The organism is Mycobacterium sp. PO1 (assembly GCF_017312405.1).
Taxonomy (GTDB): Bacteria; Actinomycetota; Actinomycetes; order Mycobacteriales; family Mycobacteriaceae; genus Mycobacterium.
The window spans coordinates 1-16,215 of record NZ_BLTG01000018.1; the positions used below are offsets into that span (position 1 = coordinate 1).

A 16,215-nucleotide genomic window follows, 5' to 3' on the forward strand; every position below is an offset into this window, starting at 1 on the left:
ACGCCAAAATTTCGCATAAACGCCGGATCCATCACCGTCACCTCAACGACGCTGCCAGGCCACTCATCGAACGACCCCGCCGCCGGACAGCCATCGTCCGCGAATCGCAGATACTCGAAGGTCTTGACCAGCGGACTGTCGGGGTGATGCGCCGCCCACCATGCGCCCAACGAATTCTCCAGCAGGAAGCGCACCATGTAGTTCTCGGTGAACAACTGAGTAACCGGCCCAAGGTCCGCACTACCGATCTTGCGCTCGGAAGCGTTGACTTCGTCCTTCTTGTCCTTCTGCCAGAACTGATACACCCACCCCAACGCATCATCAGCGCAAAACACCTCTGAAGGCAGATCAGTGAGGATCTGCTCTAGGGCGTGACGCCCCTCAGGAGCCAACCGAAGCCGCACGCACGGGTCATCGAGACGGAAGATTCCGGGCAGAATTTCGGACGCGAACCGAACCGCCACCGACCAACCATCAGGCTCCCCAAGCTCGGGCGCCAGCTCCTCACAATCGGTCAGCGAAACCGGTGCCTTGTACCGCGGGTGCAACAACAACCCGTTTTCCGCCAAGAACCGCGCAAATAACAGCCGATGCCATTGCTCGTACGCGCACTCAGCAATCAAGAGCTCCTGATCACCGCCGAGCTGCCGCCATTTCGCGCGTAAGCCGTTACGCAAGACAACCCGATCAGCGTCCAAATGTTCCGGACGCCGATCCGAGAACACCCCCATGCCCTCGACGGCCGCACGCGCTGACGCCTCAGCCGCCCGACGCGCACCCAACACAGCAGACTCCAGCTGCCTACGCAACCCCGACGACAACACACCCATCAGCAGATCCTTAGATGATCACGGTCTTGTTGGCGTCGATGTGCGGCTTGACGCGCTTCCGGACGTCATCAAGGTACGTCTCGAGATCCGGGGCTGAGCGGATTGTCGCAGATGGCAACTGTACGGAAATACTTTCCGGCTCGATAAGCTTGGCTGCTTGGAATCGCGCTTGATCCCGACGTCCGGGGACAAAGGCGATCCGATCGTTCCAAGACTTCAGTGGCAAATCATCAAGTACCTGAAGCAACTTGTCGCTGGATGACACGTCCGGCGTCTTGATCTCATTTAGATCTGTTCCCTCGATGATCGTTGCCTGATCCGCCGGGTTGAGCTCGCCCCAGCTCGCCCAGGACTCAAGCTCGGCAACAGCCGCCCGCTGCACCTCCGCGAGACGAGTTGCTTTGCTCTGCAGTTCAGCTCGAAGAGCATCTTCGATTACAGAGCGGATGGGCGTGACTGGATCCGGATCGTCAAGGAGTTGCCGGCTCTCTCGAACAGCTTCGAGTGCGGGCGCAAGTTCGGTCGCGACGGCTAGCCCCTGGGCGTGTCGTACAAGTCGCTGCAGGTCATTCCAGACCATCTCTCGTTTTTTGCGCTGCTCAACAATTGATTGCCATTGAGTCAACCATTGGCTGAGCTGCTCGTGATCGTCTGCCACGGAACGGAACCTGAGGTTTCCGCTCAAGGTGAGCAAGGCCTCGATGCGTTCCGCACTGGGCGGCTGAGGCAGCGGCGGTTCACCACCACACTGCGCAGCGAGATCTTTGAGGTGCTGGAGAAGCGCGGGAATCTGCGTCCCCTCTTGTCCGGATTCGTATGGTATTCCAGCGGCGGCCAACAATCCTTTGACGGCGAGGCGCTGACCGACTGAAGGCGGTTCGTCTTCTCTATAGAAGCTCACCTTGCCGATTTGAGTAGGCTGAACCTCCCGCGGTCCCGCCAAATCTTTCCCGTCCTGGACTGCGCGGATGTTGCCCGCGGACAACAGGGTGAGGAGTGCGCCGTTCACGGCGTCGCGCGGCCAGCCGTAGCGAGGGCCGGTAAATTGGCGGTGAAGGTCAGCACCCTTTGATCCACTCGGATTGACCGCGGCCAGTATCTCCTTACAGACTGCGTTGACGGCGGGTTCTCCGTGGTAACCGACCGCCTCAAGCGCGTCAGGGGCGCCCTCGCGAGCCTTCGTTACCACCTTGTCCCAGTTGGCACTGTCCGCAATATTGAACTTCGGAAATAGCCTTATGAGCGAACGGTTGGCAGCGATGTCGATGCCTTCGCGCAGTGTCGACGTCGTCACTTCGGCGCCACCGCCTTGAAACACGCGTGCCCGTGTGACGACTTGTCGAAAGAACTCTTCCAGCCGATCGTTTTCGAAGGCCAGGCGGGTCCTCATCGCTTGCTGAGCAGTTCGGCCCTCGTCGGTTTGCGGTGTCGGCCTGCGCAAGGTGTCAGCCGCAGCAGCGAAACTAGCTAGGGCATCCTTGATGCTGACGGGTTCATGTTTTGGAAGCAGCACAAATACCGTTGGACTCTCGTCGCCCGCCTCGGCCGCCACCCTTCTCACGGCAGATTCCGTGACCGACCATTCGTCCCGGATCCAGATGGGCACTTCCCCCTCATCCGCGGCTGGTTCAGTCTGCCCCCAATGAACCTGGATTTTGCGTGGAGTCTTACTCAACCCTTGCACCAGTTTTAGCCCCGCCAGGGCGGAATCCACGGCGGCGCTGAGCCGCTCCGTACGTAACTGGGTGATCCGTGCGGCATCATCACGGATTGCGGCTAAGCGGCCGCGGTAGTCCTTTTCCCATTCGGCGCCCTCCTCCGTTTGAAGCTGGTACTCGTCGCCGGTCCACATGAGTCGGCCGTCGTTCACAAGCTCGTCGAGCAACTCCGGAACTCGCTTGTGAAGTCGTGAGCGATCACTTGCAAGATCTTCGATCAGTAGATCGGTAAGAAGCGGAACGGTAGCTCGAAGTCCGGTTTCACCACCGACTGTCCGGCTTGGGATCTGCGTGATCAAGAAAACCAGGGCCAATATCCGGGCCTTCATCTCGCCATTTCCGCCAGAGTCCCGCAGCTCCGCGATGAGTTCGTCGATCTCTTTGAGTAGGACGCCCGACTGCAGCATGCCCGGCGCTTGCTCGTCGTACAAGAAGTCCGCGCCGACTACATTCCCGAGCGGGCGATTGGCCACCTTCCCCGCCGCCTCATGAACAATCCGCAGTTGGGTTCGAAGCACCCCGGCCTTACCGGCGCGGTCGATCGCACGAAGGGCAAGCTCCCAGAATCTGCGACGGGTCGGTAATAGCGGGTAGTCCGCCGCAAGTACAGGCTTGTCCGCCCCCTTGGGAGCAATTTGGGTTCCGCCAAGCTGCTGGTCGATTTCTCCACTCACATCGTCCAAGGCAGACTTCAACTCGGCGACGTGCTCGGGCTTCTTCCGTAGAACGACCTGTCGGACGACTGACTCAACATCCTTGTCGGACAGGGCAACTTGCACCGCGAAACGGTCAGTGAGTTTCTGTAGCGTCGGCGTTGCCGTTAATGCGCTCTGGCCAGTCGCGACAAAGAGCATCTGGCTTTCAAATCGAGCCGAGCATCCTTCGACGATGTTTTGAACAGTAAGCGCCTTCTCGTTGTCATCGTCGATGTACTGCTGCATTTCATCAAGAACCACGAGCGTCAGCGGCAGTTTGCCTGCAGTGGTGGACTGCAGTCGCAACACGTCCTCAACCACGTCGAACATTTCGTCGTCTGTGATGTCCCTTGTGGTTGGCGGGAACTGCGTCTTCAGGAGCTCTCTGACGTCTTTAGTTGAGTCACCGAGGCTAGGGTCTGCCTCCAGCAACGCCTGCGCAATGATTGGGGAAACGTATAGGTCGTGGATCTCCTTCGAGAACGTCCGACCCTGCGCTTTAATAGCATCTTCGATGGTGTCGAGGTACTGATTCTCTCGGGCCCAGATAGTGAACCTCGCGCGCGCGAATTCCTCAGGCAACCCGGCGCTTTCGAAGAGGACGGAGAGAAAAGCGAGACGGGCCGCACTGCTTTTCCCCGCCGCCAATGTGCCAGCGGCTGACCACAAACCACCGAGGCGCTTGCCTGCGGTGCTGAGCTCAGTCAAGTGGTCTCTCACCTCGTCAGGCAGGGTTACGAGATCCCACGCGCGGTCTCCTCCCGGCAGCTCCACGTCGCGCCAAAGGTACTCGAGCACTCGGACCAGATGTGACTTACCACTGCCGTAGAAGCCGCTTACCCAGACGGCGGGCTGCTGCGACTGGGTCATGTTCTTGAGGAAGCTGTCGAGAATCCGTTCTAAGCCACGGGCGTATTGACCATCACACACAAAGCTCCGTAGTTCCCAGCGGAGTACATCCCACTGCTGGTCAGTTTCTGGGCGAAAGACTTTCGCGACGCCGTCGTTAGGAATCTTGGTATCGGTGGGATCCCTATAAAAGATCTCCCGGTTCTTGATCGTCATAAAACACTCCCGCCTGCAGCTATTGGGATCGCCATGTAGTCCCATCCGTCACGCGCATCGAGCAATCGGTAGTTGTTGCCCTCGTGCTGGCCTGGGAAAAAGACAAGCAGTCGTCCGGCTACGGAATCATTCACGGCGTTGAGTAACGCGGAAACCTTCACGGCGTCGCCGAGGCCGAATAGCGCACCAGCGCCAAGAACGGCAACCACGCCTTCTGCAGCGGTGTACTTGACCAGTTCTGCTCGAACTTTGGTTACCAATTCGTCGAAGAAAGCTGGCATCGCGGTCTCGAGGAGCTCAGGATCCTCGAAGTACGCATCGCGGTATTCGTGTGACCCCATCCAGTCTTCGAACGACGTCGTGATGTCGATGAGGGCCCAACCGTGCCCCGCTTCCGTGGTTACTGTCTTGAACGCTGGAAGATGTAGACGAAGCCGACGCTCATGCTCGGGAGGATAGATAACCATCCATATGCGCTGAGGCGGCGCGAGATTCTGCTGCCAAGGTAGCGCAACGGTCCTTTGATACTGAGCGAGAAGTTCGTTGATGTAGCTCAATCGAGCATCCTCGATTCGTGATCGAAAGGTCGGAGCAGCCTTGTAAACCCAACTTCCATGACGCCGCCCGCCCGACGAAACTCGATCATGCCCAATTGCGACGCTGTTGCTGCGTGTTCGATGAGCTGCGATGTCGGATGGTCGAGAATATTCGCCCATAGTGTATTGAAAAGGCTCTGTCCCCGTTGCCCCTCCAAGTGTCCGAGCATGAGTGCATACGCCACTGCTGCAGGGGTGCAACGCGGGTGCGCACGGACCTTCCGGGCGCGTGTTTCCTTAACAAGATGACCGGCCTGCCTCCACGACGACGCGACATTCCGGCCTACCTTCTGACAGATGCTTGTCTTGTAGATACCCGGGAATTTCTCCTCGATCGCCTTCTCAAAATCGGCGCTACTTACCTCGGATCCGATTTCAGCGGTCAAGATCACCGACGATGACGCCCGGAGTAATCGATCCCTGCTCAGCGCACACAGAACCGCGAGCAACGGCTGGCCTTCATCGTCGTACTCCCACAAATCACGCATTGCACGGAAGAGCAGCTTGGAACCGTCGAGAGCGTACAACTCACGCAGCTGACGAAACGCACGCTTGCGGCCATCCACGGTCTGCTTGCCCAGTACGTTGTCATCGATAACGGCAGATCGGTAAGCCACCGGAGGAGCGTCGCTCGGGACTAGCGACATGAGAGCACGCACGCTAGGTAGCAAGATCGTCTGGCTGATGCTGGGTCCGCCGGGAACGTCGGCGTCCGCTATCTCGGCGGCGTGCGCTGCCGCCACTATGTCACCGCCCGCCTCCAATGGTTTGCTAGTCCTTTCCGGCCGGGTCTACGGCTCTCGTCCTATTAGCTCGACCTACGGATATCTGCCGGCGACACCTCATCGGGGTCTGATCGTAGAGACCCATACCGACACTGCCCATACCGGCCCGTGTGGCCAGTCTAGGGAACTAGCGAATTCAATGTATGTCGTTCCACGGATGCCCTGGCGTTATCAAGGCTGAGGTAGCGCCGTGCCGCTCGGCCAGCACGAGGGCGACGAGGCTAATCGGGGCAGCCCCGGTCGGGGGAAATACCATGAAGTCGTGGGCGACAGATCGCTTCTTGAGTCGCTCTTGCCGTTAATTTGCTAACTCTTCGACCGGAGCAGGCTGCCCAAGATCCGACCGGAGCTGGCAAATGATCCGACAAACTGCGCAGCAATTGATTCGCTCTCAGGACGGTCCAACACTGAATAGACACGATCGCAGCAGCCACTGATGACCGCCCTAACCCTCATTCCTTGCGGCACCGACGCAGCTTCCTCCGACTGCATTTTTAAGTGCAGCAATAGCATCCTCGATGTTGGCTGGTATGCGATCGAACCGCGCGGTCTGGCCGGCAGGAGTCGACCACGGGCCGGCCGTGCTGGCTATGGCGTCGTCCTGGTCGTACGGCGGGTAAGCCAGCACGGCGAGCGGAGCTTCGTGGCCCGCGAGGTACGCAGCGAGCTGATACAGGTCGCCGCGCTCAACTCCGCTTGGGCTGCCAATCCACGATCGCAGCCGCTTGTACTTCGCATCGATGACCGCGCAAACCTGTCCGTCAGCGTCGCGAACAATGATGTCAGGCTTAAGCCTACCCAGATGAACACCCAGGCGGCCTTGCGAATGCAGCAAGTAGGTGCCGTCGCGCTGTGCGGTGCCATGCTCCACGCGGCCCGGTCCGAATGCCCGGCGCGCGCAAGTTAGGAGAAAGAGCTCCCACAGTTCGGCAACATCGATCAGGACGCCGGATACGTCCGCGCCACTCGATGAAGTGAGGTGACCGCGACGCTTGACTATTTCGTAAGACAGCCGAGCCACTCCTTCAAACCTCCGGCTGATCGGCGTGTAGCGCACAGCCCGGAGGGCCGACGGCTTTGGCAGTTCGGGTTGCGAACCGACACTGGCGCGAAGTTGGGCGAGAACATTCCCTGTCCGAGCGGGCCGCCATGTCGGTTTCGCCGGAAGGAGCGACCTCAGTGCTCGGTCGGCAAGAACAAGCACACGCGACACGGGATTGTCGAGATCACGCTCGTGGCGCACCGATGCGATTAAGGGTCTGCCCGCAGAACGATGCTTCGCCGTCTTAGAGGTGTCGATCTTGCCTCGTAGATACAGTTCGTCGTGCCGAGTGATACGACGAAGCCGAGGCGTACCGTGGCGGGCCGCGTCAGCGACTGCTGCCGACCACACCCGGTCAATAAGCTCAACGATTAGTGGTCCGCGCGGTCCGACGGCCGCAGACTTCGGTATCACGGTGACATTCAGCGCCAGTGCCAGCCACTCGCCTATCACGTTGATACCGAGCCTTGGCTCGATGCGGATTTGGCGATCTTCGAACCTCAGCTCGCCTATATAGCGCCCTGCCCACCAGTTACCGTCGATTCCGCGAGTCAGCGCGGACTCGTCTTCGTCGTCGACGCCCTTCGGACCACCGGTGAGACGCACGACGTGATCGTCGTGCAGGCGTGCGGCCAGTCGCGCCAGCCAGGCGTCCTCGGCAGGGCTAGCAGGCGTATAGGCGGACAAGTCTTGCAGGGCGAGCGGCTGGCTCACGTCACGGTTCCGGTGAAAAGCACCGCTCTCAGGCGGTCACGCTCGCTCGCGGCGACGTCAGAATCGAGCCCGCCGAGATACTGCACGAGCAGCGGTTCGATCGAGTACTTCCATAGATCTAGCAGGCTGCGTCGTGGTTTGCCCTTGTTCGTCCAGAACACGCCGCCGGTGAGCGTCTTGCGGCCGCGTAACCAGTTGCCGACGAAAAATGCAGCATCGAAGTAATAAGTGTGGCCCAATTCGTACTGTGGCCCGAGGTGTGGTGACTGCGCGATGGCTTGATTGAGCAGCACTGCCCGTTCGGAGAGGGTCGTTATGTCTGTGACGGCGCGGTCCCAGCCCCACTTCTTGGGAATGTGCTGTGGCCAGCGTACCTCGTTGACGGCGACGATGGCGTTCTGCTCGAATTCGGCGGGGCGCCAGAAAAATCGTCGACGAAGCGCAAAATCGAGTTCCTCGACGGACTGGTCGATCAGATTCATGGTGCCGATGACGAACAGATTTGATGGTAAGGCCAGTGTCGGAGTGGCGTCATCTTGGCCATCCGCGTCATTAATCCCCGGGAGCGTGACTTCGGAGTCACGGTTCTCAAGCAGTGTGAAGGCCTCACCAAACATCCGGCTCAGATCAGTACGATTAATCTCGTCGAGGACGAGTACCACCGGTAGGCGGTCGTCTGGGGGAACCTCGTTCATCGTCGCCACGAGCCGAGGGAGGAAGCCGGCCACGTATTTCGTGCTGCCGTCGGGAGCCAGACGCAGGCCGCGGACGAACTCCTCGTAGCCGTAGCCGGGGTGCAACTGCAACCAGTGCACATTTTGCTTGACATAGTCGTCGAGTGCGGACTGCTCTCGGAAAAACCTGGCAGCACCCCATTGCTGGAGGGCGCTGCGACGTATTATCTGCTCAGCCAGCTGGCGAGTCCGGTGCGTCTTTCCGGTGCCGGGTGCACCGAAGATGACCATCTGCTTCTTGTAGAGCAGCAAGTCGATGTCGGTGGCACCACCATCTTCTTGCGCTGATCCGGAGTCCCAGATCGCGTGAAGCGGCGGCCGGTAGAAATCCAGTACCGGATCGCCGCCGGTCGGCTTGGCTCCCAGTTCCATCAGTTTCTGGCGTATCAGGTACAGCTGTTCGTCGGGATCGTCTGGTACGCCGTCGCCAGATAGGAATTCCTTCGCGAAGGCGTCGGTGATGACCCGTTTGTGATTGCGACTCGATATCCGCTCGAACTCGTCGGGGAAGAGTAGGTGGAGCAGGATGTGTCGCATCTCGCGCACCGCGATATTGGGGCTAACATCATCGGCGAAATCACGCATTAACCATGGGTCTTGCAGCAGTTCGTGCTGCTTCTGGGGTTCCTCGATCGCCTTAAAGCGCAGGCAGAAGTCCATGAGGTAACCGAGTTGGCGGTCCCTAGTGAGGTTGTAGCCGGGGCCGGGGTTGGCGACGCCCTCGCTCATGGCATCGGCAATCCGCTGCCAACCCGGCGGAAGTTCATAGCCAGCTGGCTCGATGATGGACTTCAGCATGCTGCGCTTTGCACCGGGACTGATGGCTCCAAGCGCGAAGAGGAAGTAGACCGCGACGAGTTCGACGACGAGCCACCGCAGATCTTCATCGGCCGTCTCGAGTTGTTTCGAGAGCTTCTGCGCGAACGTGCGGTCGGAACCTTCAAGCGGATTTTCGATGAGCCGCTCGCGAAAATCCTGGAGCTTCGCGGTTGTCCACAGTTGACGATCGGGGAAGAGTAAGGAACCGGATTCTAGGAGGCAGCCTGCCTTCCAGTCATTCACGAGTGCGTCGACCTTCGCGCGACTTTTCCCCGGATCTACAAATCGCGCCACGGGACGCAGTCTATCGAAGCGGTTAACAATCGGAGGCTCGATAGCGCGATGAGGGCGATCGCACCTCTCAGCAGTGACATTCTGCGAAGGTGATCTAGTGCGCGTCGCCAGTCGAAACATCGACTCTCTACAGAACAGCGTCGGCAATTACCAGTCGTTAGTGTCTACTGGACCCGTACAACGAATCATTAGTCGTCCGCCTACGGACCAGTCATTCGACGCGATCCGCTGCGCTTGCACCACAGCCCAGAAGGCAACTCTGCTGCCTTAAGAGGATTGGTACTTCTCGAAGACTCGTGCAACCTGCGCCTGAAAGAACTCGAACTTCTCAACTCCCGGGTGCAGTAGGCCCAGCTTCCTCGCCAAGCGATAGAAGCCCTCCCCAGGGTCGCCCGCGCCCTTCTGAACCACGAGCGCCGACAGCATGGCACCAACTTGATCGAGCGTTCCGTCCGTCACTTCTCCCAACAGCGCACCGATTGCCGCTTGATCGCGAGGCAAGTCGTATTCGAACCGCGCATGTCCGGTTCGATTAACGAGTTCAGTGCTGAGGTCGGTGTACGTCGTAAGCCGTCGACCTCTGGCAACCTCGATTAGGTATTCGGTTGCAGTGTCGACTAGTTCGTTCCACTCGTCGTCGCCTCGGCCGTACTTCACGAACTACCTCCGCCAGTTCTGCATCGATGCCACACCTCACGTCCGTACTGCGGATCGACGCTACGTAGCCGAGACATAACCGGCGCCGCGCCTCACCAACTTGCCAAGCCGCTCCGCCTTTGCAATGCACAGCTCCAATCGGTCGGCGGATTGCTTGGTGAGTCTTGACTGATCGAAATAGACCAACGTGTCACGCATCAGCTGCTCCCGGTCGTACACGCCGTTGCGCGCCGCGTGCACCAAAGCGTTGATGATCTCCTCGCCGGCTATTTCGTCGAGCGGCCGGACGAAGCCTGATGGCGTCGTGCGGAATCCCGTCCATGCGTGCCGATCGAGATCGCTCGGCCACACGAAGCATCCCAACTCGTCCTCGTGGATCAGGTCCGCGGGGACAAACTGGCGTACGACCTCTTGTCGCTTCGCTGCGGCGCGGTCGAATCCGAAGCGGTGAACGACGTTCCGAATCAGACGATTGAGTGCGATTGGACCCTCAATCTCGATGGACTCCCGCACCGCGTCTTGGATCCGCGTCCGGACGCTCTCCCATTGCGGACGGTCCAACTCGTCACGACTACCCACCGGAGTCGTCGGTGCCGCCACGTACGGCACCTGTGTGCCTCTGCTCGCGGTCGGCGATATCGCCGTGTTCGACCTCGCAACATGGGCGACAGGAGTCGCCACGTCGACCTCTACCGGATCATTCAGAGGCTGCGGCTCGTCGGTACGCGAACCGGGGTCGATTCTTGCGGCGGGGGCCTCGATGGGCGGAATGTCCGGAAGATCCGCCTCTTCGACCGGCTGCTTCTCCTCGAGTAGCGCAGCCTCTTCCTCTGCTCGCTTAACCTCTGCTGCTTTGGCTTGCTCTACGGCTGAGCAAATCCGGTTCACCACCGAGTCACGATCTCTAATCCACTCTGGGAGCCAAATCCGCTCGCAGGAAGCCCATCCCATCATCGAGTCGAGCAGACTGGGCGTGAGCTCGCGATCGGCGACAGTAGTGCGGCGCGCCCAGCGCGGACCGTCCAGCATGACAGCGACCTGCCAGTGCGGCGATTGTGGTTCACGCACCGCGATGTCGACGACGAACTCCGAAAGCCCGTAATCGGCCACGACGTCTAGTCCCCGCTCACGAAGCGCCGCGGTAATCGTCTCTTGAATCTTCTCGGCCTGCTGGAGTGAGGCAACGGAGGTGACACCGCCGTGACCGGAAGCGTCAGCGGCTGCTTCCAGATACGCCTTAAGGTGTGCCATTCCGACCGATCGTGTACGTGACAGCTCGATGTCGCTGGGATCGAACGAGCAGAACACGATGACCTTCGCGCGGGCGCGCGTGACGGCGACGTTGAGCCGCTTTTCCCCGCCGAACCGCGTGAGCGGTCCGAAGTTCAACGGCATGGTCCCGTCGCCTGGCCGCTTCGAGAACGCGGTGCTGAAAAGGATGACGTCCCGCTCGTCGCCCTGAACGTTCTCAAGGTTCTTGACGAAGATCCCATTCTCGGTGTCCGGCTTGAGCAGATGGATGATCTGTGGGTCGCCGGTTGCTTCGAGGAGGTCTAGAATCAGCTCCTGTTGCTGACGGTTGAACGTGACCACACCGATGCTCTGCTGAGTACCCGACGGCGCCCGTACAAGCGACCGGATCTCCGCGACGATCGCCTCTGCCTCGACTCGATTGGTGCGGAAGTCTCTCTTCTTCTCCTCGCGATTGAAATGGCCCTCGACCCTGCGGAGCTCCAAACCAGTCGCTGGGTTTCCCCCGGGTGCAGGCAGACTTGCGAGCTTCCCGTCGTAGTACTTTTCGTTCGAGAAAGCGATGAGCGATTCGTCGCGACTGCGGTAGTGCCAACTGAGCCAGATGCGCGGAACACTGGACTCGACGCATTCGGTCAGGATGCTGTCAAGATCCTCCGGTACCACCTCATCGTCGGCGTCGTCTTCGTCATCTCGGTTGGTGGTGACCTGCCCGAACGCCGTCGGCGGCATTTGCTGCGAGTCACCGACGACGATCGCCGACCGCCCTCGTCCCAGTGCTCCAATGGCCTGCGCGACGGTGATTTGCGACGCTTCATCGAACACCACGAGGTCGAAGGTTACCGAGTCAGGAGGAACGAACTGTGCGAGCGACGCCGGGCTGACGAAGAAACATGGAGTCGCAGAGATGATTTCGGAACCGTAGTCCTCCATCAACCGTCGCACGCTCTTACCTTTGCGGCGAAGATCCAGCTGGCGGCGCAACTCTCCGATCTTGCCCTTGAGCTCACCGACCCGGAAGTTACGGTGCCGCATGATCCGCGCGGGAAGCGCCGTACTCTGCTCCCGCCGTACCGCGGTTGCGACGTCGTTGAAGTCGGCTGTTTCGCCGCTGCGCACGTGCGGATCGAATCCGTCTAGGTGATGAGCCTTGAGGCGCTCCCTCATCGAAGCTTGCGCCGTGCCGGCAAGATATTCGAACTCAGCATGTGACGCTGCGATGGAGCCGTCGAGCAGGCCCGCCACGAAGCCCTCGAGGCCAGGTTGACGCAACGGGGCCAAGGCCGCCGACGCCCGCGCGATGCGTCGAGGTAGATCGGGGCCATGCTCGTCAAGCTCCGCGATCCAGGACTCGTGGTCGCGCGCCCACGCTTCGAGCCAGGTCGAACTACCTTGCCAAGCTACTGTGGATGTTGCCCCAGCACCCAACGCGCGCGTCCACCCGTCCCAGGCCCTTAACGCGCGAGTCAAGACGTCGATAACTGATTGGTCAACGCGCACACCCGAACGAAGAATGCCCCACTGAAGCGGGTACCGCTGCAAGAACTCGATGGACGACCGAATGTAATCCAGGTGATGTTGTAGGTCCGGAATGGCCGCCGGCGACAGCGAGTCCCAAGCTGCTGGCGCTAAAGGGCCCAGCGCCTGGCGCATCTGCGCCTCCACGTGCGCACTATGGTCTCGGGCACTCGGCACCGAACTCAACAGCGGAATAGCCTCCTCGGCGGTGAGCATCACGTTGGGCAACACCACCGCGGCCAGACTCCTGGCGAATTGCTCTTCCCGCTTCTTGCGCCCGAACAGCCCGCGAGGCACCTCCGAGGCTTGCTGCACCAATGCCGCATGGTCACCGCGGGCGAGAAATACGGGATTGAACGTCGATATCAACCCGGCCCACGTCGTCTGCAGCTGCGCTGTCTGAGTCAGCAACCCCGCGATGAATCTCGCCCAGTCGGCGGTTGCGAATCGACGCCACTCTTCGTTGGGCACCGAAGGAGCAGTCAGCTCACGGGTTGCGCGCTCGAGCAGTGGTGTGACGTCTTCTGCTGAGCCACAACTTGTTAACACGTCAAGCGCCGTCGCGTTCGATTGCAGCGCTTTGAATGCGGCGTCGAGTTCACGGGCGGCGACTCGGATCGAGTCATCGTCCTGCGGATCGCCGGCCAAGCTCCACGGGTTGTTGGGCCGGCAGTCTCCCGGTCGCACGGTGCGGGTAAATAGCCTTAGCGCATCCCGATTAACGGTGAACTGCTCGGGGGTGGTGGTGGCAGGGTGCACGTCGGAGATGAGAGCGCTCGAACCGCTGCCGAGCGAGAGTACTGCTTCGCAGGCAGTCCACAACGAGTCACCGAGGACGTTTCGAGAGTGGATCCGCTCGGGGTACTCAGCCAACGGGGCATGCTTGGAGCGGAAGTCCGCGAGCCGCGCGTCCCACACGCGCTCGTTGTAGTCGGCGCGAAGCTCGATCGATTCCCGCAGCTGATTGCGAACCTCGACGACGCTCTGATTCCGTCCGTGGAGATCGAGAGTGAACGGCTTCAGCCCAATCGCGTCGAGGCGTTTCTTGACCACTTCGAGCGCGGCTTGCTTCTCGGCGACGAAGAGGACGGAGCGACCGGCGGAGAGGTTGCGAGCGATCAGGTTGGTGATGGTTTGCGATTTTCCGGTACCAGGCGGGCCCTCGAGGACGAATGTGCGCCCTTGCGCAGATAATTCGACGGCACGCAGCTGAGACCCGTCCGCGTGTATAGGCGTCGGCTCAGCGGTCTCGTCGACTTCGATACCGTCGAGATCGACAGCCTCGGAGGCTCCGTCGACGAAGCTTTCGCCCGGACGATGCGTTAGATGATCGACCAGCGGGCTCTGGCTCAGGATGTCCCAGGAGTCGCTGAGGTCCTTCCACATGCCGAACGTGCCGAACTGGCAGATCGCCAGGACAGCTGTCTCGTCGATCCGGAAGGGGAGGCGGTTCTCGACCAGTCCGGTGCGAATGGCCACCAGTGCTGCGTCGATGTCGATCCCGGAGTCGTCGAGCGGTGGGCTGCTGAGTGCGGGGATGTTGACGTTGTGTTTAAGGCGTAGCCACTCGACCAGGCAATGGTTCGAGGTAGCGACGTTCGTCGAGTCGATGAGGATCTCGAACGCACTGTTCCCGGTACCGCCCACCAGCTGGACGGGAAGCAGGAACAGGGGTGCCCGAGCCTCGGCGCCCGTCGACGTGGTGTGGACGAGCGACCCGAACGTCAGGTACAGGTTCGAAGCTCCGGTTTCCTCGAGCAGCGTTCTCGCGTCACGTTGGAGTCGCTTGAAACGTCGCGCATACGCCTCCTCTCCGACTGCGACAAATGCAGTTTTATCCTGCTGCAGCGTTTCCAGCAGCGACGCGGGATCGATGTCTTGGGCGGTTCGAGCGCCCTGAAGCCGGTAGATCGAGCTGAGGTCGTTGTGCGCTGCGAGCGAGACGCGCTTACCGTCGTGTACCAGATCGTCGAGCATCGCCAGCCCCTGCGCCGGGACCACGAGGTCGACGACCTGCGCTGATTGGCGAAGATTCAGCAAGCGATTTCGCGTACTGAGGTCGAGCAGCGACCGCTTCCACTTTTTGACACGCGCCGGCGATATGTCGGCAATGTCGAGGACAGCGTCGCCGGTCGCACGTCCCTTCAGCTCAGGTGGAAGGTCGAGCAGCGCGGTAGTACTTGTTGCCTGCTCAACTTTGACTTCCTCGGGTGTGTCTTCGAAGGCGGTCGGCAGCGGCCGAACGCCATCGCGGCGTGCGGTCGATACGTCGATGACGGCGCGAAGGGTGGCTGGGTTCGCGAAATGACGTCGGGCGGCGTCGACGGCGTTGCGGAAAGCGCCCTCCGGGCCCTGTTCGTAGTAAAGCGCCTCGACTGCGATCGCTTTGTGCGATTCGAAGAGGTTCACCAGGGTGTTGGTCTCGGTAAGCGAGGTGTGCGCAAGCGACTCTTCGTTGAGCATGAAGCCGGTGAATGCGTGACCGTCGACCAGCCATATCAGCGGATGCAAGCCCGTTTGTTCGATACAAGCGGCGTAGGTGACGGCAAGATCGATACAGGTGCCGAACCGCTCGTCGAGCACCTGCGCGGTGGTACGGACCTTTTGCCCCGTGTTCTCAAATGATGCCGGCGGCGAAATGTATCGGATGCCGCGAGCACGCAGCGCCTCATAGACGGCCGCAGCGATGAGCGCAGCCCGCTCGGGTCCTCGCTGATATGCGTCTAAGGATCCGCTTGACGTCTGCTTCTGGAGGATGTCGGAAGCTTCTTCGAGGATTTTCCGAACTGCTCGCGTATTCGGTTGAACGAAGGCGGCCAGCGAGTCATAGAAAATCGGCGCATTGAACCACTCATTATGAGCGAGAACTTGGAGCGGAATTCTACTAACGACGTCGTCCTTAAACCGTTGCTCGGCCGACACGACAATCGCACCTGGATAGCTCTCGTTAAGTAGCTTCAGGTGCTCGAGGTCGGGGATGACGTCGTCGAGGTCGTTCCACGCGCGTGTAATTCCTGGCTGCAAGTCTTCGGTCAGCGAGCGCGTCCACTCTGGTGCGAGTTCTCCATCGCTGCCGTGGAGCCGAACCGATAGATGGAGACCAGAAACCGGCACGTCAGAAACATTCGTGACCGCAATTTCGGTAACCAACGGCACTCGGTTGTGGACAAGAGCCAGGTTCACCGCGGGTTGCGCATAGAGGTCGATCCGTAGGCCATGTCGCTCGACGACGTGAGCGGGCCAGATGTCGTTATCGGACATATTCCCCCGGTAGAAAGGCAGCTACTGGAGGCCGCGCCGCAGCCTCCGCGAAAAGCTTAGGTGAGCTGACCGACAGAATGTGCCGGTTCGCTGTCACTTGCGGAATGCGTACGCACCATGTCTCTCCGCAAACGCGGCGACGGCCCTGACGGACCGCCTTCCACTGACGGTCCGACTCTGATGCAGGACCGCTTGTGGGCGGCGCGCACCTCGTCGGCAGTGAATTCCGTCTCGAC

7 protein-coding genes and 1 pseudogene are annotated in these 16,215 nt (G+C 60.4%); all 8 read right to left on the reverse strand.

Features of this window, described 5'->3' with window-relative positions; all coding sequences use genetic code 11:
* A pseudogene (locus J3476_RS07790) lies at positions 1-830 on the reverse strand (hypothetical protein); the annotation flags it as partial.
* A 10-nt stretch (positions 831-840) separates the two neighbouring features.
* Positions 841-4,308 carry a BREX system P-loop protein BrxC gene (gene brxC / locus J3476_RS07795; RefSeq protein WP_207065924.1) on the reverse strand — a complete coding sequence of 1,156 codons (3,468 nt, stop codon included), beginning with the start codon at positions 4,306-4,308 and terminating at the stop codon, positions 841-843.
* Complete coding sequence (locus J3476_RS07800; RefSeq protein WP_207065925.1) at positions 4,305-4,865, reverse strand: DUF1788 domain-containing protein; 561 nt, start codon at positions 4,863-4,865, stop codon at positions 4,305-4,307. Before J3476_RS07800 ends, brxC begins: the two co-directional genes overlap by 4 nt.
* Positions 4,862-5,521, reverse strand: a complete 660-nt coding sequence (locus tag J3476_RS07805; RefSeq protein ID WP_207065926.1) for a hypothetical protein — start codon at positions 5,519-5,521, stop codon at positions 4,862-4,864. The genes J3476_RS07800 and J3476_RS07805 overlap by 4 nt, the downstream gene beginning before the upstream one ends.
* A 613-nt stretch (positions 5,522-6,134) precedes the next feature.
* Positions 6,135-7,445: a hypothetical protein gene (locus tag J3476_RS07810; protein ID WP_207065927.1), complete on the reverse strand. Its 1,311-nt coding sequence runs from the start codon at positions 7,443-7,445 to the stop codon at positions 6,135-6,137.
* Entirely contained in the window at positions 7,442-9,292 is a 1,851-nt protein-coding gene (locus tag J3476_RS07815; protein WP_207065928.1) for an AAA family ATPase, read from the reverse strand. The genes J3476_RS07810 and J3476_RS07815 overlap by 4 nt, the downstream gene beginning before the upstream one ends.
* Before the next feature lie 267 nt (positions 9,293-9,559).
* Entirely contained in the window at positions 9,560-9,949 is a 390-nt protein-coding gene (locus J3476_RS07820) for a hypothetical protein (protein WP_207065929.1), read from the reverse strand.
* Between the two features lie 60 nt (positions 9,950-10,009).
* Positions 10,010-15,979: a DUF4011 domain-containing protein gene (locus J3476_RS07825; protein WP_207065930.1), complete on the reverse strand. Its 5,970-nt coding sequence runs from the start codon at positions 15,977-15,979 to the stop codon at positions 10,010-10,012.
* Between the last annotated feature and the right edge of the window lie 236 nt (positions 15,980-16,215).